The following is a 24,438-nucleotide window of genomic DNA, read 5'->3' as shown; positions in this document are numbered from 1 at the left end:
TGACGGGCGGGCCGCCGCGACGTCGCCCCGCTGACCGGCGACCGCGGACCCAGGGAACGACCGGCAAGCAGAAACCCGGAAAGACCCGGCAAGCAGAAGCCCGGAAAAGACCGGCACCCACGGAACCCAGGGAACCACCGGCAAGCAGAAACCCGAGAAACCCGGCGAAGCAGGCACCCGCACCGCCCGCCGTACCGGAAAAGGGGCCTGGAACGCGTTGAGAGGCCTCACGGAGGCCTCTCAACGGTTGGGTGACTAGTTGCCCGGGGTGATGGGTCCGAACTCGCCGTCGTCCATCTCGAACATGTCGAACGGATCGGCGCCCGGATCGTCCGGCTCGCCGTTCTCCCTGGGACCCTTGTCCTTCTTGACCGGCTTGGGCGCGCAGATGTCGCCGCACCCGCCGAAGCGCTCCATGTTCACCGGCTCGAACTCCACCGGCTCGATCCCCTTCAGCGCCGCGATCATCGACTGCTTCCAGATCGGGCCGGAGATGGAGGCGCCGTAGACGTAGGAGTAGCCGCGGCCGCCGATGGTGACGTTCATGAGGCGGTTGTCGAAGGCGCCGCGCGGGTCGCCGATGCTGACGGCGGAGGCCAGGTTCGGGGTGTAGCCGGCGAACCACGCGGCCGTGTAGCCGTCGGTGGTGCCGGTCTTGCCCGCCGCGTCCCTGCCGATGCCGCCGACGCCGCTCATGGTGCCCTTGGTGAACACGCCGGACAGGATGCCGCTGACGGCGTCGGCGACCTCCTCGTCCATGACCCGCGAGCACTTGGGCTTGAACCGCTTGGCCTTGCCGTAGCGGTCGATGATCTCGGTGATGGCCAGCGGCTCGCAGTGCTTGCCGCGCGAGGCGAAGACGGCGTAGGTGTTGGCGACGGTGACCGGGTCGGTCTCGTTGATGCCGAGCGTGAAGGTCTCGAACTCGCGCAGCGGCTGCCCGTCGGCCCGCTTGAGGCCGAGCTTCTTGGCCATCTTGACCGTCTTGCACAGTCCGACGCGCTCTTCGAGCTTCATGAAGAACGTGTTGACCGAGCCCCATGTGCCCGACTGCAGCGTCTTGAAGCCGCCGCCGCCCTCGCTGGAGTTGCGCACCTGGTGGGACGGCTCGCCGACGCGGTTGCCCTTGCAGTCGCGGAAGGAGCCGTAGCTGGGCGCGTTGTAGCCGGCCGGTGAGGGGAAGCCGTCGCCGTACTTGTAGCCCTCTTCGAGGGCCGCGGCCAGCGTGTACGGCTTCGCCGTCGACCCCTGCTGGAACCCGCCGCCGCCACCGTGCTCGGCGTCGGCCGCGACGTTGTAGCTGATCTCGTTCTTCTTCTTGTTGTTGCCGAACTTGCGGCTGGCGGCCATCGCCTTGATCTCGCCCGTGCCCGGGACGATCATGGCCTGCGAGGCGACCGGCTTGTCCTTGGTGCTGACCCAGTTCTTGATCGCCTTGTCGGCGGCCTTCTGCATGTCGGGGTCGATCGTGGTCTTGATCGTCAGCCCGCCGCGCTGCAGGAGCTTCTTGCGCTCCTCGGGGGTCTTGCCGAAGCTGTCGTTGCTGAGGATCTCGTACTGCACATAGAGGCAGAAGTACGGATACGGGCTGGTCTCACAGCCGCCCGGGAACTTCGTGTCCTTGTAGCCGAGCTTGGTGGCCTTGGCCGCGTCCCGCTCGGCGACGGTGATCTTGCCGAGCTGGTGCATCCGGTCCAGGACGATGTTGCGCCGCTCCAGGAGCGCCGCGCGCGACTCCTTGCTGACGTTGGGGTCGGTCCTGTTCGGATTCTGTACGGCTCCCGCCAGCGTCGCCGCCTCCTGGAGGTTGAGCTCGCTGGCCGACTTGCCGAAGAAGCGCTTGGAGGCGGCCTGGACGCCGTAGGCGCCGGCGCCGAAGTAGGCGATGTTGAAGTACTTCTCCAGGACCTGGTCCTTGGTGTACTTCTTCTCGATCGCCAGCGCGTAGCGCAACTCGTTCAGCTTGCGCGAGACCGTGGGCGCGATGGCGGCGGCCCGCTCGGCGTCGGTCTCGGCGGCGTTGAAGAGCACCTGCTTGACGTACTGCTGCGTGATCGAGGAGCCGCCCTGGGTGACGCCGCCCGAGGTCATGTTCTTGAGGAGGGCGCGGATGGTGCCCTCGATGTCGATCGGGCCGTGCTCGTAGAAGCGGAAGTCCTCGATCGAGATCAGCGCCGTCTTCATGATCGGCGAGACCTTGTCGAGGGTCACCGACTGGCGGTTCTCGAAGAAGAACTGGGCGATCTGCTTGCCCGTGGAGTCCTTGAGCACCGTGCGCTCGGGCAGCGGGGGTTCGTCCAGTTCCTCCGGCTTGAGGTTGAGATCCTCCATGGCTGACTTGGCCGTCACCCCGGCGCCGCCCACTGCGGGCAGCGCGATGGCGGCCGTCAGCACACCCGCGGCCGCCCCCGCGGCGATGAGCCGGATGACGTTCGTGACTGGTGATGAACGATCTTTGCCCTGAGCTTGCACAGCACCAAGAGTACGTCGAAAGAGTGACGTTATCGGTAACCGAACCCCATTTCGCCTTGACTGGAAGGGGTGACTAGTCATTCCCGGTCAACACTCGGGCGAGAAATTGGTCCTCTGGGGTCTGTCGGCCCGAACGTCTCGTTGCATACGTTCTCCTCTGCGGCAACTGAATACGGAGGCTCGGCGCCCGCGCCCGTCGGCCCCAAGTGACGACTGACCACCTAAGGGGAGTGGGGTCGAAAATGTGGATCACGGATTGGACCTCCCGTGCCGCCTGTCGAGGTGCGGATCCGGACGCGTTGTTCGTCCAGGGAGCCGCGCAGAACAGGGCCAAGCTCATCTGCCGAGGATGCCCGGTCCGTACCGAGTGCCTCGCCGATGCGCTCGACAACCGCATCGAGTTCGGGGTGTGGGGCGGTATGACCGAGCGGGAACGGCGGGCGCTGCTGAGGCGACGGCCAGACGTGGACTCGTGGCGGGAGTTGCTCGAGTCCGCGAAGGAAGAGTACGAACGGACCAACGAGCTGATAGCGGGCTAACCCCGTAGGGGAGGCACGGCCGGCGGACGTCGGCCGTGCTTTCATGCTCCCGAAGCCAGGAGCTCCCCGATCCGGTGTAGACCCGCCAGATCGTGGACGTCCTCCGACATGGCGCGGACCTGGACGACAGGCACCGTGGGGTGCGCGGAGACGAAGTGCTCCTGCTCCCGGTGCTCACGGGCCGCGAGCTGCATCCGCCCGGTGTGGAGCCGCAACACGGCGGCGGTCAGCTCGTGCTCGCCCTTGGACTCCAGGTCCTCCGCCGCGGCCGCGCTGCGCGCCGCCGACAGTCCGGCGGCGGGCGACAGGTGCACCCGGTTGACCACGAGCCCGGCCAGCGGCATGCGTTCCTCCGCGAGCCGTTCGACGAAGTACGAGGCCTCGCGCATGGCGTCGCGCTCGGGCGCGGCCACGACCACGAAGGCGGTGCCGGGCGCCTGCAGGAGCCGGTAGGTCGTCTCCGCCCGCTGCCTGAACCCGCCGAAGACGGCGTCCAGCGCCGACACGAACGTCTGCAGGTCCTTCAGCACCTGCGCGCCCAGCAGCTTGGTCATCGCTCCCGCCACGAGCCCGAACCCGGCGTTGAGCAGCCGGAACGCGCTCCTGCCTCCGGCCTTCGCGGGCGCGGTGAGCAGCTTGATGAAGCGCCCGTCGAGGAAGCGGCCGAGCCGTTCCGGGGCGTCGAGGAAGTCCAGCGCGGAGCGCGAGGGCGGGGTGTCGACGATGATCAGGTCCCACTCGTCCGAGCGGCGTAGCTGCCCGAGCTTCTCCATCGCCATGTACTCCTGCGTGCCGGAGAAGCTGGACGACAGCGACTGGTAGAAGGGGTTCGACAGGATCTGCCTGGCCCGCTCGGGGTCGGCGTGGGCCTCGATGATCTCGTCGAAGGTCCGCTTCATGTCGAGCATCATCGCGAAGAGCTGGCCGTCGCCCTCCACGGCGGTGTGCACCAGCCTGGGGGTGTTGTCCAGCTCGCTGAGGCCCATCGACTGGGCCAGCCGCCTGGCCGGGTCGACGGTCAGCACGACCGCGCACCGGCCGCGCTCGGCGGCCCGCAGGCCCAGCGCGGCGGCGGTGGTGGTCTTGCCCACGCCGCCGGCGCCGCAGCAGACGATGATGCGGGTCCCTCGGTCGTCGAGGATGGCGTCGACGTCGAGGGGGGCGGGCTTCTTCACGCGGCTCCCTGGTTTCGGATGCTTGCGGCCAGCTCATAAAGGCCGGCCAGATCGACGCCGTCGGCCAGCAGGGGGAGCTCGTAGCGCGGCAGGTCGGCCTGGTCGAGCGAGGCGCGCTCGGCCCTCTCGATCTCGGTACGGCGGGCGTGCTCCACCACCTCTCCCACGAGGGACTCCGCCACCGCCGCGGCGTCGGCGCCGTCGGCCAGCCCGGCCGCCTTGAGGCCCAGTGTGAGTTCCCCCACGTCGAATCGGCCCTTGACAGCCGAGTCAAGTACGGCCTGCGGAAGCAGTGATTCACGAACCATATTGATGAAAATTCCGCCAGGCGGAAGCCCGGCAGAACGCAATTCGGCGAGGCCGTCCAGAGTCTCCTGAACCGGCATCTCCTCCAAAAGCGTGACAAAGTGCACAGCCGTCTCGGGGGACTTCACCACCCCGCTCACCAGGTCGGAGTGGTTCTTGATCGGCCCGACCTTGGCCAGCCCCGCCACCTCCTGGGTGACGTTGAGGAAACGGGTGATCCGGCCGGTCGGCGGCGCGTCCAGCACCACGGCGTCGTAGACCCGCCTGCCGTTCTTGGCCCGCCTGCGCACGGCCTCGGTGGTCTTGCCGGTGACCAGGACGTCGCGGAAGCCCGGCGCCACCGTGGTGGCGAAGTCGACGATGCCCATCCGGGTCAGCGCGCGGCCGGCGCGGCGCATGCCGTAGAACATCTCCATGTAGTCGAGCATGGCCTCTTCCGGATCGACGGCCAGGGCGTACACGTCGCCGCCGTCGGGGGCCACCGCGATCTTGCGTTCCTCGTAGGGCAGCGGCGGCAGGTCGAAGATCTGCGCGATGCCCTGCCTGCCCTCCACCTCCACGAGCAGCACCTTGCGCCCGCCCGCGGCCAGCGCGAGTGCCAGCGCCGCGGCCACTGTCGTCTTGCCGGTGCCGCCCTTGCCGGTGACGACGTGCAGCCGCACGCCGTCCCAATCGGTGTCCCGAGAGTCCACGATTCGAGGCTACCTGGCGGTCACTTACTGAAACCTCCTGCGGGGCCTTTGACCTCCGTCACACTACGCTGAGCCGCATGAAGAAATGGGAGTACCTCACAGCGCCGCTGCTGATCCACAACACCAAGATGATCCTGGACAACTTCGGCTCAGACGGCTGGGAACTGGTCCAGATCGTGCCGGGTCCCAACGCCGAGAACCTCGTCGCGTACTTCAAGAGGGAGAAGGCATGACCCCCGAGGAGAAGCTCGCCGAGCTCGGGCTGACGTTGCCCGAGGTGGTGCCGCCGCTGGCCGCCTATACGCCGGCCGTACGCACCGGCGACCTCGTCTACACCTCGGGCCAGGTGCCCATGGTCGAGGGCAAGCTGGTCGGCTCCGGCAGGGTCGGCGCGGACGTGAGCGCCGAGGAGGCCACGGGCCACGCGCGCATCTGCGCTCTGAACGCGGTCGCCGCGCTCAAGTCGCAGGTCGGCGACCTGTCCAAGGTCGTACGGATCGTCAAGGTCGTGGTCTTCGTGGCCAGCGCGCCGGACTTCACCGGCCAGCCCGGCGTGGGCAACGGCGCCAGTGAGCTGCTGCGCGACGTCTTCGGCGACGCCGGGGTGCACGCCCGCAGCGCGGTGGGCGTGGCCGCGCTCCCGCTGGGGGCGTCGGTCGAGGTGGAACTGATCGCCGAGGTCTCCTGAGGGATCGGATATGTCACCATGACCGAGTGATGTTCTAGTTGGAGGTCATTGTGACGGGTATCCCCCTGCCGAAGGATCTGGCCGACCGCGCACGCGCCCTCGACGCGGGACGCATCGAACCGGTCCCCGCCCGGGACGCCGCGACCGTGGTGATCCTCAGGGAGGAGCCGTCCGGGGCTGGGCCGTCCGGGGCTGGGCCGTTCGGGGAGGGGCTGGAGGTCTACATGCTGCGGCGCAAGACCACCATGGCCTTCGCCGCGGGCGCGTACGTCTTCCCCGGCGGCTCCGTGGACCCGCGCGACACCGACCACGCGGTCGCCTGGGCGGGGCCCTCGCCCCGGGAGTGGGGCGAGGTCTTCAACGCCGACGAGCGCACCGCCCGCGGACTGGTCTGCGCGGCGGTCCGCGAGACGTTCGAGGAGTCCGGGGTACTGCTGGCCGGTCCCGGCACCGACTCCGTGGTCGCCGACACCACCGGCGCCGGCTGGGAGGCCGACCGGCTGGCGCTGATCGACCGGAGCCTGGCCTTCGCCGACTTCCTGGCCAAACGCGGCCTGGTGCTCCGCTCCGACCTGCTGAAGCCGTGGTCGCACTGGATCACCCCGGAGATCGAGGAACGCAGGTTCGACACCCGGTTCTTCGCCGCCGTCCTCCCGCCCGGCCAGCGCACCCGCGACGTGGGCGGCGAGGCCGACCAGGTCGCGTGGAAACGTCCGTCCGAGGCGCTCGAACTGGCCGCCAAGGGCGAGATCTTCCTCATGCCGCCGACCTACCACACGCTCAACGAACTGGCCGCGTGCGCTTCGGTCGGCGATGCGCTGGCCGTACAGCGGAAAATTGTCACTATTCTTCCGCGAGCGGTAGAGATTGAGGGGGAGATGCGGTTGATGGTGTCATGAGCGGTCTCTACCTCCCGATCGACACCCCCGACGGATCCCGTACGGCTCACGCCGAGAACCTTCTCGCCCCCAACCCCGGCATGATGACTCTCGACGGCACCAACACCTGGGTGATCGGCACCAACGAGGTGATCGTCGTCGACCCGGGCCCCGCGGACGAGTCCCACCTCCAGCGGGTCGTCGCCCACCTCGGCGAACGCCGGGTCCGCCACATCCTGCTCACCCACGGCCACCACGACCACAGCGGCGGCGCCAGGCGCTTCGCCGAACTCGTCGGCGCCCCGGTCCACGCCCTCGACCCCCAGCACCGGCTGGGCTCGGAGGGGCTGGGCGACGGTGACGTGGTGCGGGCCGGGGGCGTGGAGCTGCACGTGTACGCCACGCCTGGGCACTCCTTCGACTCCCTGTGCTTCTGGCTCCCGGCGGACCGCGCGATGCTGACCGGCGACACCGTCCTGGGCCGCGGCACCACCGTGATCGCCCAGGACGGCGGCCTCACCGACTACCTCCACAGCCTGGACCGCCTGCGCAAGACCGCCGAGGACCTGGAGGCCGACGCCCTGCTGCCCGGCCACGGCCCCGTACTGGCCGACCCGCTGGCCGCCCTGGACGGCTACATCGCGCACCGCCGCCAACGCCTCGACCAGATCCGCCAGGCCCGCAAGAACGGCGCCCGCACCCCCCGCGAGATCGTCGAGACGGTGTATGCGGACGTGGACCCCTCCCTGTGGCCGGTCGCCGAAATCTCCGTCCGAGCCCAACTGGCCTACCTCTCAGCCGAGTAACCGACCCCCTCCCCGGATCCTCGGCTCGACCCGCCCAGGTCCCGCTACCCTGAGGAACAGACCACCGACGAGCCGTGGGAGGGCAGGGATGAGCGCTCAACCAGTCGAGCCGCACGCCATCGCGCACGATCCCAGCGAGATCCGTGCCCGGCTGCCCGAGCGCTACCACGAGCAGTTCCGGGCGGAGTATCAGGCCGCGATGGTGGCGGCCGCCCATGAGGACTGGCGGTGGAAGGAACTGGCGGCAGTGCTCAACCTCTGGCATCTCCGCTCACTGACCTACTCCCAGCCCGGTTACCAGCAGGCACGCGCGGAGGTGGCGGAGGGCGCCGCCGGCATGGTGCCCGCCGAGGAGGTCATCCTGGGCTGGCCGAGCCTGGTCGACGAGTACGCACGTCGCACCGCCTCGTGAAGTACGCGGTCAACTTTCACGTCTCCGCCAGCACACCAGGGTGATCCACGTCTACGCGATCACCTGGGCCGGCTGACCCTGGTCGGGGCAGCCGGCCGTCGGCACGTGTCAGGGTTGGACGAGGTTGACCGCGAAGGCGTAGTCGTCCAGGACGAACTGGGTGATGCCGGCGATGCGGAGGCCCTGGACGCGGACCGTGTAGGTGCCGGGGCCCAGGGGGCCGGAGAAGCGTTCGAGGGCGTGTGCCTGCTCGTCCCCACCCGGGGTGTCGAACTTGTAGTCGGTGCCCACGACCGGGTTCAGCTCGGTGGTGGTGCCGGCGGAGTTGACCACGACGACGCGTGCGGTGCACCACGTGTTGGCGGGGCCCACGCAGAGGGACTCGGCGGTGAAACGGGCGTTGACGAAGCGCGTCGTGCCGGCGGGCACGGTGACGTTGATCGACGCGGTCGGGATGTTCCCCCAGGCTCCGGTCGTCTGGGCGGTCCAGGGGGCGCTCTCACCGGCGAAGTGCTGCGCGGTGGTCTGCGTGCCGCTCTGGGTGCTGGGCACCGCGCCGGCGGCCGTGGCCGGCAGCGCGAGGGCGCCGGTGAGCGCCGCCGAGGTGAACGCGGCCTTGATGAGTCTGGACAACGGGGTTCCTCTCTGCCTGCGCGGAGCCGTGCGCTCCGCCGGGACCCACGCTGACAAGAACGTTGTGGCTGGTGAAGGCGTGTCGGAGTTATCCGGACAAGGCCGTACGGGCTGCCTCCTGGCGAACAACCGGAATGATTCAGCATTGGCTTAATTCAGGATTGGCTGTACTGTTCAGGCATGGAGAGCCCCAACCCGCATGCGCTCGCCGTCGCCGTCAACGCCGAGGCGCTGGCCCGCGTGGGCACCGCGCTGGCCGACGAGAACCGGCGCAGGCTGCTGCTGGAGCTGCTGAACGCGCCCGCCTACCCCGCCGACCTCGCCGAGCGGCTGAACATGACCCGCGGCAACGTCTCCAACCACCTCGCCTGCCTACGCGGCTGCGGCCTGGTGCGCACGGTTCCGGTGGGCAGGCGGGTCCGCTACGAGCTGGCCGACGCCAAGCTCGCCCACGCGCTGGCCGAGCTGGCCTCCCTCGTACTGCTGGTCGACCAGGGCGCGCACACCCCCGAGGGCGAACACTGCGAGCCCGGCGACTACGGGCAGCCCCATGCCTGACGCGTGCTGCACCACCGACACCCCCGGCCCAGCCCCCGCGCCGATCTGGCAGGTGCGCGAACTGCAGGCCGCCGCGGTCTCGGGCGCGCTGCTGCTGGCCTCCCTGCCCGCCCCCGGCGTCTGGGCGACCCTGTCGCAACTGACGGCCCTGCTCGTCGGCGCGGCCACGTTCGTCCCCGGCGCGCTGCGCGCGCTCCTGCGGGGCAGGCTCGGCGTCGGCCTGCTGATGACCGTCGCCGCCGCCGGCGCCGTGGCTCTCGGCGAGTACGGCGAGGCCGCCACGCTGGCCTTCCTGTTCGCGATCGCGGAGGGGCTGGAGGGCTACGCGATAGCCCGTACCCGGCACGGCCTGCGCGCGCTGCTGGACCTGGCGCCCCCGACCGCCCGCGTGCTGCGCGGGGGCGCCGAGATCGAGGTCCCGGCCGCCGGCCTGCGCGTCGGCGACCTCCTCCTGGTACGGCCCGGCGAGAAGCTGGCCACCGACGGCGTGGTCGCCTCCGGCCGGAGCGCACTGGACACCTCGGTCGTCACCGGCGAGTCCGTACCCGTCGAGACGGGTCCCGGCGCCGAGGTCTTCGCCGGAACGGTCAACGGCACCGGAGCCCTGGAGATCACCGTCACCGCCACCGCGCGCGACAACTCGCTGGCCCGCCTGGTCCACATCGTCCAGGAGGCCCAGGAGCGCAAGGGCGCCGGTCAGCGCCTGGCCGAGCGGTTCGCCCGGCCGCTGGTGCCCGGCGTGCTGGTCCTGGCGGTGCTGATCGCCGCCGGAGGCAGCCTGCTCGGCGACCCCGGCGTGTGGATCGAACGCGCCCTGGTGGTGCTGGTGGCCGCCGCGCCGTGCGCGTTCGCGCTGTCGGTCCCGGTCGCCGTCGTGGCCGCCGTCGGCGCGGCCTCCAGGGCAGGCGTACTGATCAAGGGTGGGGCCGCGGTCGAGGCCCTGGGAAAGGTCAAGATCGTCGCTCTGGACAAGACCGGCACGCTGACCCGCAACCGGCCCGCAGTGATCAACGTCGTCGCCGCGCCCGGCTGTGCCCGTGACCAGGTGCTGGCCGTCGCCGCCGCCCTGGAGGCCCGCAGCGAGCACCCGCTGGCCGCCGCGATCCTGGCCGCCTGGCCGGATCCGCGGGTGGCTGAGCAGGTGGAGGCCGTGCCCGGCCACGGTCTGCGGGGGACGGTCGGGGGGCGTCCGGCTCGCCTGGGAAAGCCAGGGTTCGTCGCCTCCGGCCCGCTCGCGGGGGATGTGGCCCGGTTGCAGGACGCGGGGGCGACCGTGGTGCTGGTCGAGCACGACGAGGTACTGCTCGGCGCGGTAGCCGTACGGGATGAGATCCGGCCTGAGGCGGCCGAGGCGGTCGCCATGCTGCGGCGGCAGGGTGTCGAGGTCGTCATGCTCACCGGTGACAACGCCCGTACCGCCGCCGCCATCGCCGCCGAGGCGGGCGTCACCGACGTACGCGCGGAACTGCTGCCCGCCGACAAGGCCAGGATCGTCACCGAGCTCAGGGCGCGCGGGGCGGTGGCCATGGTCGGCGACGGCATCAACGACGCCCCCGCCCTCGCCACCGCGGACGCCGGGATCGCGATGGGCGCCATGGGCAGTGACGTGGCGATCGAGGCGGCCGACATCGCCCTCATGGGTGCGGATCTGCGGCGGCTGCCGGACGCCATCGCCCATACCCGGGCGGCTCGCGGCATCTTCACCCAGAACCTCCTGCTGTCCGGCGGCATCCTGGTCGCGCTGGTCCCGCTGGCCGCCGCCGGCGTTCTCGGCCTGGCCACCGTCGTCGCCGCCCACGAACTGGCCGAGGTCCTCGTCATCGGCAACGGGATCCGCGCCGGACGCCGTACGCGCCTGCCCCGGCATCCCGCCCTGCGCACCGCCGACCACGCCCAGCCCAAGCCGGCTCCGCTCCCGATCCTGCAGACGGTCGGCCTTCCGGCAACCGGCAGCACCGACGGATGCCGCGCCCCCACCCCTCAGGAGGAAACCCGATGATCGGCCGCCCGATGCCCGCCCACGTCCGCGCGGCCTACCGCGCCGAGATGCGCGCCGCGCGCACCACCACCGACCCCGACGAACGGTGGCGGCACCTGGAGCGCGCCCACATCGTCTCCCAGCCCTGGCCGTGGCCGCACACCGTGAACCACCTGTCGATGTTCGCCCTGGCCGTGCGTCAGCGTGATCGCCGCGAGGCGCTGGGTCAGGTGGTACGCATCATCGTGGCCGCGCCCGGCTCCGTGCTCGGTCGATACCCCGAGGGCAACACCGGCCGCGCCACGGTGCCCCTCACCCAGCCCATGCCGATCCCGCCCGACCTGGCACCGCTGCTGCGCTCCACCTGACCCCGGCCGGAGTCACGGCGCGGGACGGCCCCGCGGCGTCAACAGGCCCACCGTCACCAGCGCGACGACGGTCGGCGGCACGGCGACCAGGAAGATCCACCGGAACGACAGGAACTCGGTGATGATCACACCGAGCACCGGTCCCGCCGTCAGCCCCAGCGCGGCCACCACCGCCGGAATCGCCACCGCCGGCCACCAGGTGGTGTCGCGGAAATGTACCTTGGCCAGCTCGTACCCGGCCCGCAGCACCACCGCCGCGGCCAGCCCCTGAGCGAAACGGCAGGCGATGAGCATCTCACCGTTCACGGCCAGGGCGCCGGCCGCCGTCGCCAGCCCGAAGCCGGCCATGCCCCACAGGAGCGTGCCCAGGCGGCCTTTGATGGGGATCAGCACGGCCAGGAGGCCGGCGGGGTAGGCGTAGGTCAGCAGGATGTCTGCCAGCTGGGTCAGGCCGAGGTCTAAGAAGATGGTGGATTGGGCGACGTTCAGGACAGTCCAGTTCACTGAGAAGAGCGCCACGCATAAGGTCAGGGCCGCGATCATCTGCCATCGTCCGGTCACAACTTGACCTTAGTCAGGGGCGCTTGATGATCACTTGCAACCGTGGGCTTGCTTTTCGCCGTCACCACCCCCGCTGCTGTGCGCACCCTGGGCCCGTGGTTCTGCCCAGCCTTGCTGTGTCGGACTAGGGGATCGGACACTCCTGGGCAACGCTCGAGGTCCGGGGCCGGAGGCCCTGGTGGCCGGAGCTCAGGCGGCCGAGGATCTCAGGTGGCCGAGGACGAGGTGCGCCACTTCGTGTGGAGCCTCCAGATGCATGTCGTGGCCGGTGGTCAGGTCGGCGAGGGAGAGCAGCGGAGTCTGCTCGGCGGCGGTTGTCAGTTCACGAGCGAAGCCGCGGACGTAGGCGTCGAAGGCCGCTGAGACGGCTGGAGGCAACATCGCGCTCAGGTCCGCGCCGCTGGAGGAGACGACGAGGAGGGGGCAGCGGGCCGCCCGGTAGACGGCGATGAGGTCAAGCGCGTCCATCTGCGCGATGAAGTGGGTCATCTCCGGATCGCCCGCCGTCTGTTCGGAGAGGAAGGCGCGCATGGTGTGCTCGGCACCGACCGAGTCGACTCCGTCGAAGGGTCCGGTGGGATTGGTATGTCCGTCCAGATTGACCGCGAGCGGGCACTCGGGATGCTCTGAGGCCCACAGGGCCGCGACGATGCCGCCCAGCGAGTGCCCGACGACCGCGGGATGCTCCAATCCGTGGGCGTTGATCGCCTCACCCACGGACTCGACGGCTCCAGCCCAGGACCATGAGCCCAGGTCCGGCAACTCGACCGCCACTGTGCGCAGCCCTGCCGCCTCCAGTAGCGGCGCGGCGAGCCGCCAGTCCGTGGACGTCCGCCCACCGCCGGGCAACAGAAGGATCTCCGTCATCGTGGCACTCTGTCGGCCCGGCGGCCGCCACGGCAACGCGATTTCGCCCGTGCTTTGGACTGTGCGAGCCGGTCGGACTGGGTGCTTTCATCGGGAATGGCAGGCTTGGTGGCTTCTGCCTGACCTGGCCCTTGCGCCCGAAGGGTTTGGAGGGCCCGGGGCAACGCTCGGGGTCCGGGGCCGGAGGCCCTGGCTGGGGGTGTGGGGGGCTTGGCCCCCCACTGAGGACGCCCGAGCGCCCTCGCGCGAAGCGCGCCCCCGTGAGGACCTTGCCTTTGGCCTGGGGGTGTGGGGGCTTGGCCCCCACACAGAACTGCCTGAGCCCTCTCGCGCGTAGCGCGCCCCCCCGTGAGGACCTTGTCTTTAGCGGGAGCGGTTGTGGAGGCGGTCCATGTCAAGGATGACGACCGCCTTGGCCTCGATGCGCAGCCAGCCTCGCTGGGCGAAGTCGGCCAGTGCCTTGTTCACCGTCTCCCTCGAAGCGCCCACCAACTGGGCAAGTTCTTCCTGGGTCAGGTCGTGGTGGACGCGCAGGCCGTCGTCGGTCTTGGTGCCGAAGCGCTCCGCAAGGTCGAGCAACTGCTTGGCCACCCGTCCGGGCACGTCCGTGAAGACCAGGTCGGCCAGCACGTCGTTGGTACGCCGCAGCCGCTGGGCCAGCGCCCGCAACAGGTGCAGAGCCACCTCGGGGCGGCCGGTCAGCCAGGGGCGGAGGTCGTCGTGGCCGAGTCCGGCCAGCCGTACATCCGTCAGAGCCGTGGCGGTCGCGGTGCGCGGCCGGGGGTCGAACAGCGACAGTTCCCCGAACATCTCGCTCGGTCCGAGCACGCTCAGCAGGTTCTCGCGGCCGTCCGGGGACTGCCGGGAGAGCTTGATCTTGCCTTCGAGCACGACGTAGAGACGGTCGCCCGTCTCGTTCTCGTGGAAGAGCGTCTGTCCCTTGGACAGCTGGACTTCGGTGATGCTCGTGCGCAGCGCCGCTGCGCTCTCACGGTCGAGCGCGGCGAACAGGGGGGCCTTGCCCAGCACGTCTTCGGTGTTCACTCTGCCTCCTCTGCTGCCATTGTGACGCACCCCACTCCCCGCCACACACTTAGGCTAGGGAGATGCCCACTGAGTCGAGACTCGCCCTTGTGCGCAGGGCGCGCCGGATGAATCGCATACTGGCGGAAACCTACCCCGACGCCCACTGTGAGCTCGACTTCGGTAACCCGCTCGAGCTGCTGGTCGCGACGATCCTCTCGGCGCAGTGTACGGACAAAAGGGTCAACATGGTTACTCCAACCCTTTTCGCGAAATATCCGACAGTGCAGGACTATGCCTCGGCCGACCGCGCCGAGATGGAAACGATCATCAAGTCGACCGGCTTCTTCCGCGCCAAGACCAACTCGATCATCGGCATGGCCCAGGCCGTCTGCGACCGCTACGGCGGCGAGGTCCCCGGCAAGCTCAAAGATCTCGTCACCCTTCCGGGCGTCGGCCGCAAGACCGCCAACGTGGTCCTCGGCAACGCGTTCGACGTGCCGGGCCTGACCGTCGACACCCACTTCCAGCGCCTGGTACGCCGCTTCGGCTGGACCGAGGAGACCGACCCGGTCAAGATCGAGCACGTGGTCGCGGAGCTCCTTCCCAAGCGCGAATGGACGATCTTCTCCCACCGGGTCATCTGGCACGGCCGCCGCATCTGCCACGCCCGCAAGCCCGCGTGCGGCGTGTGCCCCCTGGCCGCCCTCTGCCCCTCGTACGGCACCGGCCCCACGGAGGAGAAGGCCGCCCAGAAACTCGTCAGACCCGGCCCCTTCTCCTGAACCCCGGGAATGGACCCCGGGAGTGAGCCCCGGGGAATGGACCCCGGGAAGTGATCCCGGGAAGTGACCCCGGGAAGTGACCCCGGGAGTGAGCCCCTGGAAGGGACCCTGGGCGTGAGCATGGGAAAGGACCCAGGGGAAGGGACCCCGGGGAAACCGGCGGGAAGCTGTCCGCCCTCGATCGCGTTGGGGTGTTCGTGACGCAGGTGCCCGACTGGCTCGACCAACTGGCGGCGGAAGCCGTACGCACGCAACCTCCCCGAGACATGCGCCCGCCCGCCGACGGCGCCGGCCGGCAGGCGGCGGTGCTGATGCTGTTCGGCGAGGGCCCCCTCGGGCCCGACGTGCTGCTGATCCAGCGCAGCTCGCGCGGACGCAGGCACGCCGGCCAGCCCGCCTTCCCCGGCGGCGGCGTGGACCCGGAGGACGGCGGTCCTGTGCGGGCCGCGCTCCGGGAGGCGGAGGAGGAGACCGGGCTGCTGCCCCAGGGGGTGACGGTCGTGTGCACGATGCCGGAGGTCTACATCTGGCGCAGCGACAACCGGGTCACCCCGGTGCTGGGCTGGTGGCACACGCCGTCGGCGGTGCACGCGGCGGCTCCGGACGAGGTCGAGTCGGTGGAGCGGGTGCCGGTCGCGGAGCTGGTGGATCCCGGCAACCGGTTCACGCTGCGGCATCCGGGCGGCTACGCGGGCCCGGCGTTCCGGGTGCGCGGGATGCTGGTGTGGGGGTTCACGGCGAGCCTGCTGGACGGGGTGCTGGGGATGAGCGGGTTCGCGCGGCCGTGGGACCCGTCAGTGACCGAGGATCTTCCGCCCGAGGCCGTCAAGCTGGCCCGCCGAGGTTAGGGCTGCGTGCCGTACGCGCGGATCGTCGTCGCCTACGGCCAGGTAGCGCAGGATCGGCAGCGACCGGAGCCGGAAGGCGGGCAGGTCGGCCATGATGTGCACCCCCAGCAGCCGCTCAGCCGCGCTCTCCGCCGCGCACAGGCGTCTGGCCAGGGTGAAGGACTCCGAGTCCCCACGCGCTCGCAGCGCGCTGATCGCACGCCTCCGGACGGGTCCCGCGGGATCGGGGTCGGTCAGGGCCGCCTCGACGAGTTCGCGCACGCTCACGCCGTCACGCTAGCCCGGAGGGTAAGGCTGTCCTGGGCGAAGGCGTGCACACTTGACCCGGTTGCTGGTTACCTTTGAAGCGTGCGCGGTGATCTGCTTGACCTCATCTTGATCGGCCTCGTGATCGCCTTCGGCATCTCGGGTTACCGGCAGGGCTTCATCATCGGCGTCATGAGCTTCGTGGGGTTCGTGGGCGGGGCCGTGCTCGGGGTGTTCATCGCGCCGCCGATCTCCAAGGCCGTGGTCAGCGGGCCCACCGAGCAGGCACTGCTCGCCATCGTGATCGTCTTCCTGACGGCGACGATCGGCCAGTTCGCCTCCTCGACGATCGGGGCGGTCGTGCGCTCGCACGTCACCTGGGAGCCGGCGAAGCTGGCCGACGCGGTCGGCGGCACGTTCTCCAGCGCGCTGTCGGTGCTGGTCATCGCGTGGCTGATCGGGTCGCTGATCGTCTCGACGTCGTTCACGCCCCTGGTCTCGCAGGTGAAGGACTCGCTGCTGCTGACCACGGTCGACGAGGCGATCCCGCAGGCCGCGCGCAACTGGCAGCAGCCGTTCAAGCAGTTCATCGACAACTCGGAGTTCCCGCCGGTGTTCGACGCGATCGGCGGCGACCAGTGGGTGGACGTCTCGCCGCCCGACGTCAGCGTGCTGCAGGGCGAGAAGCTGAAGAAGGCCCGCGCCTCGATCGTCAAGGTGCAGGGCAACGCCGAGAGCTGCAACAAGCACATCGAGGGCACCGGCTTCGTCTACGAACGCGACCGGATCATGACCAACGCGCACGTGGTCGCCGGCGTCACCCGCGACCTGGAGGTCGTCGACCAGGACGGCAACAAGCACGCGGCGACCGTGGTCCGCTACAACCCGCAGCGCGACATCGCGATCCTGCACGTGCCGCAGCTCGGCCTGCCCGACCTGGAGTTCGACGGCCAGGCCAGGAGCGGGGAGAGCGCGATCATCGCCGGCTACCCCAAGGGCAAGGGCTTCACCGCCGAGCCGGCCCGCATCCGCAGCAAGACCCCCGCCAGGGGCCCCGACATCTACCGCAGCACCAACGTCACCCGGCAGGTCTACCAGATCCGCGGCAAGGTGCTGCCCGGCAACTCCGGCGGCCCGCTGCTCACCGTGGACGGCAAGGTCTTCGGCGTGATCTTCGCCGCGGCCATCAGCCAGGAGGAGACCGGCTACGTGCTGACCGCCGACGAGGTACGCCCCGACGCCGTGGCCGGGCGCACCGACGTCAGGCCCGCCAGCACGCAGCGCTGCGACTAGCGCACGTCGAAGCCCAGCGCGGCGGCCACGACCGTCGCCTGGAAGGAGTCGATGACCGCCTTCTTGACGGTGGTGACCTGCGGGTCGAGCGCGGCCAGGTCGCTGCCGCGCAGGTCGCAGGAGGTCAGGTCGGCGCTGTGCAGCCAGGCTCCCGACAGGTCGCAGCGCAGCAGCTCGGACTTCTCCAGCCGGGCCCCCGTCAGGTCGGCCTCCCGCAGCCGCACCCCGTGGAAGGCGCTGCCGCGCAGGTCGGCGCCGGGCAGTCCGGCGAACGACCAGTCGCCGCCCTCCACCTTCAGCAGCCCGTAGCTGCAGCCGTCGAACATGCTGCCGGTGAACTTGCACGCCCTGAACGTGGCGTCGAAGAACGAGCACCGCCGGAACGTGCAGTTGACGAAGCTGGAGTCGTCGTGCTCGGAGACGTTGAAGCGCACCTGCGAGAACGTGCACTCCTCGAACGTCGAGCCGCGGTTGATCATCTCGGTCATGTCGACGTCGACGAACAACACGCGGCGGAACGTCTCGTGGTCCAGGTCACGACCGTCCCACTCGCCTGACCTGATCGCGGACTCGGTGGGCGGGGCGGGCACCCCGTGCTTGCGTTCGGCCATGCCCGTCAGGCTAGCCGCGGGTTACGACAGTTCGAGCTCGCGCAGGATCAGGGCGATGGCCTCGCCCGCGTCGCTGTCCTCGCCGAACGCCGTCGCCGCCCTGCCCACCTGGTCGTACGGCGGGCCGTACCCCTGGATGCGGGCGGCGCCGCGGCTGAAGAGGGTCAGGGCCCCGCGCCCGTTGCCCCGCTGCAGGTGGGTCAGGCCGACGCAGATCTGGGCCAGGCCCTGCCACAGCTCGCGCTCGTCGTCGGGGGCGCATTTCCAGCGGCCCTCGAACACCTCGTGCGCGTGGAACGGCTTCTTCTCGGACAGGAACCGGCGGCCGTCGTCGAGCGCCTGCTCGGTGGTGGGGGCGTAGTCGTCGGGGACGCGGGCGACCCCGGCCGCGCCGTACGGCATGGGACGGCCGAACTCGTCGCGGGGGCGCGCGTTGCGCGGCCTGCCCTCGCTGTCGCGGTCTCTCATCGATCAGGCTCCGGGTCGGCTAGCCACCCGAGCAGCTCGGCGTCGAACTTCTCGGGGGTCTCCTCGTGGGGGAAGTGCCCCGCTCCCTCGACCAGCCTCCAGCGGTACGGCGCGGCGACGTACCGGCCGGAGCCCTGCGCGGTGCGCGGCAGGACGCAGGTGTCGAGCGCGCCGTGCAGTTGCAGGGTCGGCGACTCGACCTCCGTGCGCATGGCCCTGGCGTAGCGGAAGCCGTCGGGCCGCAACTGGGAGCGGCCGAACCAGCGGTGGTACTCCAGGGCGAGGTGGGCCACCGCGGGGATGCGGAAGGCCTCGCGGTAGGTGCGGCCGGTCTCCTCCTCGGGCCAGCCGGGGCCCGACCAGGCGTCCAGCAGCCTGCCCACGAGCGCGCCGTCGCGGGCGACGAGCCGCCGCTCGGGCAGGATCGGCAACTGGAAGCTCAGGGCGTGGCGGTTGGCCCTGAACTGTCCGGGGTTGAGCAGCGTGCGGCGCAGGCGCAGCGGGTGCGGCGCGCCGACGGTGACCAGCCTGCTGACGATCTTGGGGTCCATGGCGGCCATGGTCCAGGCCAGCAGCCCGCCCCAGTCGTGGCCGATGACGATCGCACGGGTCTCGCCGAGCGCCCTGATCAGGCCGGCGGCGTCGCCGGCCAGCGTGGGCAGGTCGTAGCCGCGTGGCGGCTTGTCGCTGCCGCCGTAGCCGCGCAGATCGACCGCGACCGCACGGTAGCCGGCGGCAGCCAGGGAGACGAGCTGGCGCCGCCAGGTCCACCAGAACTGCGGGAAGCCGTGCAACAGCAGGACGAGCGGCCCGTCCCCGGCCTCGACGACGTGGAAGCGGGTGCCGCCGGCGTGGACGCCGCGATGTGTCCAGGGCCCCTCGATCTGGACGAACGCCTCGTCAGGTGCCATCTGGCTTCACCGGCTCGCGATGCGCGCCCGCCAGGCCCGCGGTCGGCGCGGGAGCCTCGTCCGGGTCGGCGATCTCCTTGAGTCCCTTGATCGAGCGCGCGGTGCGCTTCATGCCGGCCAACCCCTTGAGCCTGCGCATGCCGATGAACACCAGCAGCCCCGCGACCAGCAGGTAGAAGACCGTCACGATGAGGAAGGCGGCCCACGTCGGCAGCCATTGGTCCAGCACGTACGCGATCGTGAACGAGATCAGGATCAGGCACAGGTGGGCCATGAACGCCGCCGCGGCGAACAGGCCCGTGGCCGTGCCGACGCGTTTGGCGTCGAACCTCAGCTCGGCCTTGGCCAGCTCGATCTCCGAGCGGACCAGCGTGGAGATCTGCTGGCTCGCCTGGGCGACGAGAGAGCCCAGGGATTCCTCTTCCGTGGTCTGCTGCATGAACGTCTCCTATCGGGGCCTGGTGGCCGTGTCAAACATCATCCAGCGCCCTGCGGCGATTGCGTACCCGGAGGTGGAGAAGCAATGCGGCCAGAACGGATGCGATGAGGCTGGCCGCGAGGATTCCGGTGGTGACGGCGTCGGCACGCTGCGGATCGTGTCCGTAGGCGAGGCCGCCGATCAGCAGCGACACCGTGAACCCGATCCCGGCCAGCAGTGACACCGCCGCCATGTCCCGCCAGTGCAGCTCGTCCGACAGCCTTGCCAGGCCGAGCCGTACCGACAGCCACGCACCGCCGAAGACCCCGAGGAACTTGCCGAGCACGAGGCCCGCCACCACCCCCAGAACTACCCGATCGGAGAAGATACCGCTCAGGCTGGAGGAGTTGAGTTGCACCCCCGCCGACAGAAACGCGAAGACCGGAACCGCGAAGCCCGCCGACAGCGGCCTGACGTAGTGGTCGGCGGTCTCCGACGGCGAGCGCTCCTCGGAGTCCTCGGCCCACACGCGCGTGAGCAGCCCCAGCGCCACGCCGGCGACGGTCGCGTGGACGCCGCTGACCTCGACGAAGTACCACGCCAGCACGGCCAGCGGCAGGTAGATCCACAACCCCGTGACCCGCTTGTACTGCAGGAACCCGTACAGGGCGATCACCGCCACCCCGGCGGCCAGCATGATCAGGTTGAGGTTCTCCGTGTAGAAGATCGCGATGATGGAGATGGCGCCGAGGTCGTCCACGACGGCGCTGGTCAGCAGGAACGCCCGCAAGGCCGCGGGCATCGCGCTGGCGGTGACGGCGAGGACGGCCAGGGCGAAGGCGATGTCGGTCGCGGTGGGGATCGCCCACCCTCGACCGGCGTCCGGCGCGCCCCAGCTCACCAGCAGGAACACGGCCGCCGGGACGATCATGCCGGCGATCGCGGCGATGATCGGCAGGGCCGCCTTGCGCAGGTTGCTGAGCTCGCCGTGGACGAACTCCTCCTTGACCTCCAGCCCGGCCACGAAGAAGAAGATGGTCAGCAGGCCGTTCTGGGCCCATTTGACGAGTTCGAGGTCGAGATGGAGCGCCGACGGGCCGATCTTGGTGTCACGGAGGGCGGCGTAGCTCTCGTAGGAGACGTTGGCCCAGATGAGCGCGGCCACCGTGGCCACGAGCATGACGATGCCGCCGATCGTTTCCGCGCGCAGCGCTTCGGCGAGCGTGCGGGCGTAGCGGACGGTGGGCCGGAACGGCCAGATCTCGGCGGCGCGGCGCAACGTGGTTCCCCCTCGGGAGTGGCGGTTTTGGGGTCGGTTCCCCCTGTCGCCGACCAGACTTCCCGGCACACCCGTGATAAATGTACCCGCAAACATGGGAAAGCCCCCATAGTCCTCGCCATGGGGGCTTTCCTCTGTCTGGGGCTCAGTCCTCGCTCTTGGCGGACGGGAGCTTCTCCGAGATGAGGTTCATCACGGTGCTGTCGGCCAGCGTGGTGACGTCGCCGATGCTGCGGTTCTCCGCCACGTCGCGCAGCAGGCGGCGCATGATCTTGCCGGAGCGGGTCTTGGGCAGCTCGGGCACGATCAGGATCTGGCGCGGCTTGGCGATCGGGCCGAGGGTCTTGGCCACGTGGTTGCGCAGCTCGGCGCCGATGTCCTCGCTCTCCTCCGCGCTGCCGCGCAGGATGACGAAGGAGACGATGGCCTGGCCGGTGACCGGGTCCGTCGCGCCCACGACCGCCGCCTCGGCCACCTTCGGGTGGCTGACCAGGGCCGACTCCACCTCCGTGGTGGAGATGTTGTGGCCGGACACGAGCATGACGTCGTCGACCCGGCCGAGCAGCCAGATGTCGCCGTCCTCGTCGCGCTTGGCGCCGTCTCCGGCGAAGTACATGCCCTCGAAGCGCGACCAGTAGGTGTCGATGTAGCGCTGGTCGTCACCCCAGATCGTGCGCAACATCGACGGCCACGGCTCGCGGATGGCCAGGTAGCCGCCGCCTCCGTTGGGCACGCTCTGGCCCTGGTCGTCGACCACGTCGGCGACGATGCCCGGCAGCGGGCGCATCGCCGCGCCCGGCTTCGCGCTGGTCACGCCCGGGAGCGGGCTGATCATGATCGCGCCGGTCTCCGTCTGCCACCACGTGTCCACGACCGGGGTACGGCTGCCGCCGATGTGCTCGCGGTACCAGACGTAGGCCTCGGGGTTGATGGGCTCGCCCACGGAGCCGAGAACGCGCAGGGAGGACATGTCGAACTTCGCGGGGATGTCGTCGCCCCACTTCATGAACGTCCGGATCGCGGTGGGCGCGGTGTACAGGATCGTGATCTTGTACTTCTGCACGATCTCCCAGAACCGGCCGCGGTGCGGGGTGTCGGGGGTGCCCTCGTAGATCACGCTGGTGGCGCCGTTGGCGAGCGGGCCGTACACGATGTAGGAGTGTCCGGTCACCCAGCCGATGTCGGCCGTGCACCAGTAGATGTCGGTCTCGGGCTTGAGGTCGAAGACCGCGTTGTGCGTCCAGGACGTCTGGGTGAGGTAGCCGCCGCTGGTGTGCAGGATGCCCTTCGGCTTCCCGGTGGTGCCGCTGGTGTAGAGGATGAACAGCGGGTCCTCGGCCTCGTGCGGCTCGGGGGTGTGCTGATCGCTCTGCCGTTCGACGATGTCGGCCCAGAAGACATCGCGGTCGTTGGTGGCGATTTCCTGATTTGTCCGGCGGACGACGAGCACGTGCTCGATCTGCGGGCACTCGGCCACGGCCTCGTCCACGGTCGGCTTGAGCGCGGACGGCGCGCCCCTGCGGTAGCCGCCGTCGGCGGTGATGACCAGCTTGGCGTCGGCGTCGTCGATGCGGCTCTTGAGCGCGCTGGCCGAGAACCCGCCGAACACCACCGAGTGGACCGCGCCGATGCGGGCGCAGGCCAGCATCGCGATGGGCAGCTCGGGGATCATCGGCATGTAGATCGCCACGCGGTCGCCCTTGGCGACGCCCAGCTCCTGGAGCGCGTTGGCGGTCTTGTTGACCTCCCGCTGCAGGTCCGCATAGGTGAGGGTACGGCTGTCGCCCTCGGGCTCGCCCTCCCAGTGGTAGGCGACCTTGTCACCCCGCCCGGCCTCCACGTGGCGGTCGACGCAGTTGTAGGCGATGTTGAGTTGCCCGCCGGTGAACCACTTGGCGAACGGCGGGTTCCACTCCAGCGTGGTGTCCCAGCGCTTGGCCCAGGTCAGACGGTCTGCCGCACGCTCCCAGAACCCGAGGCGGTCCGCGGCCGCCTCGTCGTATGCGGCGGCGGTCACGTTCGCGGCCGCGGCCAGGTCGGCGGGTGGTGCGAACCTGCGGTTCTCCTGCAGCAGGTTCGACAGCGCCTGGGGCTCGGTGCCAGGGGTTTCCGGGGCCACCTCGTGCTCCTTCTATGGCCAGATTGGTTAGGTCGTGTCCCACTTCACCAGGTGGCGGGCAGCTCACACAAGAGGTCTAGACAGGTCCGGACCGGTCGCCGCGCTTATCCGACCGCATTACCGTCGCAATTGAACCGTTGTCATCTTGAAATCATAGAATGATGGAACGGGCCAATTTGTCTGGCTTTATGGGCCCCCTCGCAGGCCGGAGAGTTACCCACAGGTAAGGTCGGACGCGTGAGTGACCCTCTGGCCGCAGTCGCACAGCTTCCCGGCGTTCCCGAGGCCGTCGAGGAGGCCCGTGAAGCCGTCGACCGCCTTTACCGGCACCGGGTGTTGCGTAGAGCCCGTCCCGCGGTGTCCATCGAGTCGTCCCTGCGCGGCGCGCGGGCCTCGGCGGCGCTGGAGGGCTCCGACGTCACGCTGGACGCGCTGCGCCGCGACGAGGTCTCCGACCCGCTCGTCCAGGGCGCGCTACGGGCCTCTGCCGAGGTCGGCAGGCTCGGCCCGACCTGGCGCAAGGCCCCCCGGCAGGTGCTGGCCCGCCTCCATTCGGTCGCCGCGGCCGGTCTCGTCGACGCGGACGCGCTGGGGCGGCCGCTGGTGACGGGGCCGAGGCTGGAGATGCTCTACGGCCTCCTGGAGACGCCCACCAAGGCTGCGGCCCTGGTCCTGGCCGCGATCGTGCACGCGGAGCTGGCCGTGCTGCGGCCCTTCGGGAGCGCGGACGGCGTGGTGGCGCGGGCCGCCGAGCGCCTCACGCTGGTGGAGTACGGACTGGACCCGAAGTCGATCGTCGCGGTCGAGGTGGGACACCTGGAGCAGGACTACGAGGCCGCTCTGAAGGCGTACGTGCGGGGTTCCTCCGACGGGGTGGCCCAGTGGGTACGCCAGTGTGCCTCCGCGGTAAGCCTCGGGGTCAGGGAGACGACGGCGATCTGCGAGGCCATGCAGCGCGGGTGATGACATAGCTGACGGCGCCTCGTTCGTGAGACGCCGTCTGCCGCGCATCACACCGGGTTACCAAGCGTGCACCTGTATTCGTCGGATCGGGTCAAGCCCGTCTCGACGCGCCTCCCGCGGCTGGTCGCGCGTGGGTACCCGGCTGACGCACCCGGACAAGTGGTCCGTGTCCCCTTTCTACGTCGGATTCGGCCTGATGGGAACCCCTGGGACCAAGACCTTTACTGCGGCGTGGCGCACCGGTCCGACCTCTGCGGTCCGTCCGGGAGGGGCCTCGGGGTGACCTTCCCGTGATGATCACGCTGAGTGATCTCCTTTATGTGATCGTTAGCTCCCGGGGAAAAAACTTAGCGAAAATGCGAGATTGCTCCTCGACGAAACTCGAGTCGATCGGGCAGCATACGGTGGTATCTCCCGAAACTGGAGCGACTGTGCACGGGTTTGCATTGCAAGTCCCTTGCCATGCTCTGGTTAAGTGTTGAAAGCTTTCTTCTGAAACGGGACCGGCTCTACCCCCCCGGAGCCGGACCGATCAGGCGAC

The 24,438-nt window shown here is 69.9% G+C and carries 27 protein-coding genes; 13 read left to right on the top strand and 14 right to left on the bottom strand.

Annotated elements, in window-relative coordinates; genetic code table 11:
- Positions 1-255: 255 nt before the first annotated feature.
- Positions 256-2,472 (bottom strand): transglycosylase domain-containing protein, encoded by a 2,217-nt coding sequence (locus ACIBEJ_RS19975; protein WP_397184213.1) that lies wholly within the window; start codon positions 2,470-2,472, stop codon positions 256-258.
- A gap of 242 nt (positions 2,473-2,714) precedes the next feature.
- On the opposite strand from ACIBEJ_RS19975, the gene ACIBEJ_RS19970 reads away from it, so the two are divergent.
- The gene (locus tag ACIBEJ_RS19970; protein WP_148036282.1) at positions 2,715-3,011 is read left to right on the top strand and encodes a WhiB family transcriptional regulator; all 297 of its coding nucleotides are present in this window, start codon (positions 2,715-2,717) and stop codon (positions 3,009-3,011) included.
- A 41-nt stretch (positions 3,012-3,052) separates the two neighbouring features.
- Here ACIBEJ_RS19970 and ACIBEJ_RS19965 read toward each other — a convergent pair whose 3' ends face one another.
- Both ACIBEJ_RS19965 and ACIBEJ_RS19960 read right to left on the bottom strand, forming a co-directional pair.
- The gene (locus ACIBEJ_RS19965; RefSeq protein WP_397184212.1) at positions 3,053-4,186 is read right to left on the bottom strand and encodes an ArsA family ATPase; all 1,134 of its coding nucleotides are present in this window, start codon (positions 4,184-4,186) and stop codon (positions 3,053-3,055) included.
- Positions 4,183-5,184 (bottom strand): ArsA-related P-loop ATPase, encoded by a 1,002-nt coding sequence (locus ACIBEJ_RS19960; RefSeq protein WP_397184211.1) that lies wholly within the window; start codon positions 5,182-5,184, stop codon positions 4,183-4,185. The genes ACIBEJ_RS19965 and ACIBEJ_RS19960 overlap by 4 nt, the downstream gene beginning before the upstream one ends.
- A 77-nt stretch (positions 5,185-5,261) precedes the next feature.
- Here ACIBEJ_RS19960 and ACIBEJ_RS19955 point away from each other — a divergent pair, with 77 nt between their 5' ends.
- From ACIBEJ_RS19955 to ACIBEJ_RS19935, 5 genes are all read left to right on the top strand, one after another.
- Complete coding sequence (locus ACIBEJ_RS19955) at positions 5,262-5,417, top strand: DUF4177 domain-containing protein (RefSeq protein WP_181019660.1); 156 nt, start codon at positions 5,262-5,264, stop codon at positions 5,415-5,417.
- Positions 5,414-5,872, top strand: coding sequence for a RidA family protein (locus ACIBEJ_RS19950; RefSeq protein WP_397184210.1), 459 nt, complete (start codon positions 5,414-5,416; stop codon positions 5,870-5,872). Before ACIBEJ_RS19955 ends, ACIBEJ_RS19950 begins: the two co-directional genes overlap by 4 nt.
- Before the next feature lie 59 nt (positions 5,873-5,931).
- A complete protein-coding gene (locus ACIBEJ_RS19945; protein ID WP_397184334.1) occupies positions 5,932-6,771 on the top strand; it encodes an NUDIX hydrolase in 840 nt (279 codons plus the stop codon).
- Complete coding sequence (locus tag ACIBEJ_RS19940) at positions 6,768-7,556, top strand: MBL fold metallo-hydrolase (RefSeq protein WP_397184209.1); 789 nt, start codon at positions 6,768-6,770, stop codon at positions 7,554-7,556. The genes ACIBEJ_RS19945 and ACIBEJ_RS19940 overlap by 4 nt, the downstream gene beginning before the upstream one ends.
- Positions 7,557-7,644: 88 nt before the next feature.
- The gene (locus ACIBEJ_RS19935; RefSeq protein WP_397184208.1) at positions 7,645-7,968 is read left to right on the top strand and encodes a DUF6247 family protein; all 324 of its coding nucleotides are present in this window, start codon (positions 7,645-7,647) and stop codon (positions 7,966-7,968) included.
- A gap of 108 nt (positions 7,969-8,076) precedes the next feature.
- Here the strand turns inward: ACIBEJ_RS19935 and ACIBEJ_RS19930 are convergent, their stop codons facing one another.
- Positions 8,077-8,601, bottom strand: a complete 525-nt coding sequence (locus ACIBEJ_RS19930) for a hypothetical protein (RefSeq protein WP_397184207.1) — start codon at positions 8,599-8,601, stop codon at positions 8,077-8,079.
- A 180-nt stretch (positions 8,602-8,781) separates the two neighbouring features.
- Here ACIBEJ_RS19930 and ACIBEJ_RS19925 point away from each other — a divergent pair, with 180 nt between their 5' ends.
- The 3 genes from ACIBEJ_RS19925 to ACIBEJ_RS19915 are packed head-to-tail and all read left to right on the top strand — an operon-like array spanning position 8,782 to position 11,505.
- Complete coding sequence (locus ACIBEJ_RS19925; protein WP_397184206.1) at positions 8,782-9,159, top strand: winged helix-turn-helix domain-containing protein; 378 nt, start codon at positions 8,782-8,784, stop codon at positions 9,157-9,159.
- On the top strand, positions 9,152-11,158 hold the full coding sequence (locus ACIBEJ_RS19920) for a heavy metal translocating P-type ATPase (RefSeq protein WP_397184205.1): 2,007 nt from the start codon (positions 9,152-9,154) through the stop codon (positions 11,156-11,158). Before ACIBEJ_RS19925 ends, ACIBEJ_RS19920 begins: the two co-directional genes overlap by 8 nt.
- Positions 11,155-11,505 carry a DUF3703 domain-containing protein gene (locus ACIBEJ_RS19915; RefSeq protein ID WP_397184204.1) on the top strand — a complete coding sequence of 117 codons (351 nt, stop codon included), beginning with the start codon at positions 11,155-11,157 and terminating at the stop codon, positions 11,503-11,505. The genes ACIBEJ_RS19920 and ACIBEJ_RS19915 overlap by 4 nt, the downstream gene beginning before the upstream one ends.
- A 12-nt stretch (positions 11,506-11,517) precedes the next feature.
- On the opposite strand, the gene ACIBEJ_RS19910 is transcribed toward ACIBEJ_RS19915, so the two are convergent.
- The 3 genes from ACIBEJ_RS19910 to ACIBEJ_RS19900 form a co-directional block, all read right to left on the bottom strand.
- Positions 11,518-12,066, bottom strand: coding sequence for an MFS transporter (locus ACIBEJ_RS19910; RefSeq protein ID WP_397184203.1), 549 nt, complete (start codon positions 12,064-12,066; stop codon positions 11,518-11,520).
- Positions 12,067-12,255: 189 nt separating this feature from the next.
- A complete protein-coding gene (locus tag ACIBEJ_RS19905) occupies positions 12,256-12,933 on the bottom strand; it encodes an alpha/beta fold hydrolase (RefSeq protein WP_397184202.1) in 678 nt (225 codons plus the stop codon).
- A gap of 363 nt (positions 12,934-13,296) precedes the next feature.
- Positions 13,297-13,977: a Crp/Fnr family transcriptional regulator gene (locus ACIBEJ_RS19900; protein WP_157248725.1), complete on the bottom strand. Its 681-nt coding sequence runs from the start codon at positions 13,975-13,977 to the stop codon at positions 13,297-13,299.
- A gap of 107 nt (positions 13,978-14,084) precedes the next feature.
- Between ACIBEJ_RS19900 and nth the strand changes: the two genes are divergently transcribed.
- Both nth and ACIBEJ_RS19890 read left to right on the top strand, forming a co-directional pair.
- The gene (gene nth / locus ACIBEJ_RS19895) at positions 14,085-14,741 is read left to right on the top strand and encodes an endonuclease III (RefSeq protein WP_397184201.1); all 657 of its coding nucleotides are present in this window, start codon (positions 14,085-14,087) and stop codon (positions 14,739-14,741) included.
- Between the two features lie 197 nt (positions 14,742-14,938).
- Complete coding sequence (locus ACIBEJ_RS19890; protein WP_397184200.1) at positions 14,939-15,589, top strand: NUDIX hydrolase; 651 nt, start codon at positions 14,939-14,941, stop codon at positions 15,587-15,589.
- Here the strand turns inward: ACIBEJ_RS19890 and ACIBEJ_RS19885 are convergent.
- Positions 15,536-15,856 carry a hypothetical protein gene (locus ACIBEJ_RS19885; protein ID WP_397184199.1) on the bottom strand — a complete coding sequence of 107 codons (321 nt, stop codon included), beginning with the start codon at positions 15,854-15,856 and terminating at the stop codon, positions 15,536-15,538. The genes ACIBEJ_RS19890 and ACIBEJ_RS19885 overlap by 54 nt on opposite strands.
- Positions 15,857-15,937: 81 nt before the next feature.
- Here ACIBEJ_RS19885 and ACIBEJ_RS19880 point away from each other — a divergent pair, with 81 nt between their 5' ends.
- Complete coding sequence (locus tag ACIBEJ_RS19880) at positions 15,938-17,128, top strand: MarP family serine protease (RefSeq protein WP_397184198.1); 1,191 nt, start codon at positions 15,938-15,940, stop codon at positions 17,126-17,128.
- Here the strand turns inward: ACIBEJ_RS19880 and ACIBEJ_RS19875 are convergent.
- The 6 genes from ACIBEJ_RS19875 to acs all read right to left on the bottom strand — a co-directional run bounded on the left by ACIBEJ_RS19875 (position 17,125) and on the right by acs (position 22,934).
- Complete coding sequence (locus ACIBEJ_RS19875; protein WP_397184197.1) at positions 17,125-17,739, bottom strand: pentapeptide repeat-containing protein; 615 nt, start codon at positions 17,737-17,739, stop codon at positions 17,125-17,127. The genes ACIBEJ_RS19880 and ACIBEJ_RS19875 overlap by 4 nt on opposite strands.
- A 21-nt stretch (positions 17,740-17,760) precedes the next feature.
- Positions 17,761-18,207, bottom strand: coding sequence for a DUF309 domain-containing protein (locus tag ACIBEJ_RS19870; protein ID WP_397184196.1), 447 nt, complete (start codon positions 18,205-18,207; stop codon positions 17,761-17,763).
- Positions 18,204-19,118 carry an alpha/beta fold hydrolase gene (locus tag ACIBEJ_RS19865; RefSeq protein ID WP_397184195.1) on the bottom strand — a complete coding sequence of 305 codons (915 nt, stop codon included), beginning with the start codon at positions 19,116-19,118 and terminating at the stop codon, positions 18,204-18,206. Before ACIBEJ_RS19865 ends, ACIBEJ_RS19870 begins: the two co-directional genes overlap by 4 nt.
- The gene (locus ACIBEJ_RS19860; RefSeq protein ID WP_397184194.1) at positions 19,108-19,557 is read right to left on the bottom strand and encodes a phage holin family protein; all 450 of its coding nucleotides are present in this window, start codon (positions 19,555-19,557) and stop codon (positions 19,108-19,110) included. Before ACIBEJ_RS19860 ends, ACIBEJ_RS19865 begins: the two co-directional genes overlap by 11 nt.
- A gap of 31 nt (positions 19,558-19,588) precedes the next feature.
- Positions 19,589-20,815: a Na+/H+ antiporter NhaA gene (gene nhaA, locus ACIBEJ_RS19855; RefSeq protein WP_397184193.1), complete on the bottom strand. Its 1,227-nt coding sequence runs from the start codon at positions 20,813-20,815 to the stop codon at positions 19,589-19,591.
- Positions 20,816-20,960: 145 nt separating this feature from the next.
- Positions 20,961-22,934 (bottom strand): acetate--CoA ligase, encoded by a 1,974-nt coding sequence (gene acs, locus ACIBEJ_RS19850; RefSeq protein WP_397184192.1) that lies wholly within the window; start codon positions 22,932-22,934, stop codon positions 20,961-20,963.
- A gap of 237 nt (positions 22,935-23,171) precedes the next feature.
- Here acs and ACIBEJ_RS19845 point away from each other — a divergent pair, with 237 nt between their 5' ends.
- Entirely contained in the window at positions 23,172-23,897 is a 726-nt protein-coding gene (locus ACIBEJ_RS19845; RefSeq protein ID WP_397184191.1) for an oxidoreductase, read from the top strand.
- Positions 23,898-24,438 lie beyond the last annotated feature (541 nt).

Origin of the sequence: Nonomuraea sp. NPDC050790, from assembly GCF_044456745.1 — a bacterium.
Classification (GTDB): domain Bacteria; phylum Actinomycetota; class Actinomycetes; order Streptosporangiales; family Streptosporangiaceae; genus Nonomuraea.
Note: the sequence above shows the minus strand (reverse complement) of the source record. Positions and strands in the feature narration are given on the sequence as shown.